Here is a 1,185-nt window from a genome sequence, read left to right on the forward strand (position 1 = left end):
GTGAAACTTTAATAAGTGGGGTTTTGCTCCTTTCCCACTTATTCTATTATTTTCATTTTTGAAAAAGGATAATATACAAATTCCACCTTGCCAATTATGTTATCTTCTTCAATATATCCTAAGCCATTTCGACTATCTCTACTTACTTCGCGGTTATCTCCCATTACAAATAACTTATTTGGCGGAATTTTTGTCTTTTGAAAGTTATAAAACACTTGTGTGTTGTTAAATAAATCTTTGTTTGTATATGGTTCTTCTTGCTTTTTATCGTTCACATATACCTTTCCGTTCGTTATGTTAATTACATCACCAGGAAGCCCTATTACACGTTTCACATAATATTTCGATTCATCCGCTTCCTTTATAATGACAATTTCTCCGTGTTGTAAATTAGAAAGACGTACTACTGCTTTATTTACAAATACGTAGTCTTCTTCATATAAAGTCGGCTGCATCGATTCCCCTTCCACCTTACATAAAGTAAAAGAATGGTAGCCTATGACTATCACCAATATAAATAGTATGTACTTTCCCCAGCCTCTCTTAATCTCCTTTTTCATATCCATTCCCACCTTATAAAGCGCTTTTTAACTCAAAAAATATATCACTGCACAATATGTTTCCATGCAGTGATACTATTTTTACTGTGCCTTGTTCGGTTGTTCTACTGGAATTGAATTTGTATTTGATCTATTTGTTTTTAATTCAAAATACGCATCCAAAATCTCTTTACCAATCGCAGAATTAATTCCTGATTTATCATCATTCACCCATGGTACAACAACTGAAAAAGCTACTTCCGGATCAGCATCATATGGTGCATAACCGGCAAGAGTTAAATTATAACATTTTTTTCGGTTGTTGTTCTCATCTCTTCCAATATCACTTTCTCCACCATATACTGTCTCAGCTGTTCCTGTTTTTCCCGCTGGTTTATATGGTAGACCTTTAAACGTTCCGGTACCTGTTCCGTCAGCTTCTTGAAAAACTCTTCTAAATCCTTCTTTTACATGATTAATGTACGAAGTGTCCATATCCACTCTATTTAATACAACTGGTTCAATCGACCGAACGACTTTTCCTACATCCTCTGGTCTATTCGGTTGCTCTCTAACTTCTTGTACAATTTGTGGCTTCATTCGGTAACCGCCATTTGCAATGGTTGAAATATATTGTGCAAGCTGA

2 protein-coding genes are annotated in these 1,185 nt (G+C 35.0%); both read right to left on the minus strand.

The features are described from left to right. Nucleotides 1–38 precede the first annotated feature (38 nt). Entirely contained in the window at nucleotides 39–560 is a 522-nt protein-coding gene (lepB, locus tag ABWK52_RS28825; RefSeq protein WP_001986493.1) for a signal peptidase I, read from the minus strand. 81 nt (nucleotides 561–641) lie between these two features. Beyond that, on the minus strand, nucleotides 642–1,185 hold a 544-nt coding region (locus ABWK52_RS28830), incomplete at its 5' end, for a penicillin-binding transpeptidase domain-containing protein (RefSeq protein ID WP_353772349.1).

Origin of the sequence: Bacillus sp. AP50, from assembly GCF_040492675.1 — a bacterium.
Classification (GTDB): domain Bacteria; phylum Bacillota; class Bacilli; order Bacillales; family Bacillaceae_G; genus Bacillus_A; species Bacillus_A cereus.

Bases quoted from the DNA above. Each gene is read 5' to 3' on its own strand.
- lepB (WP_001986493.1), bottom strand. From the start codon at position 560: ATGAAAAAGGAGATTAAGAGAGGCTGGGGAAAGTACATACTATTTATA.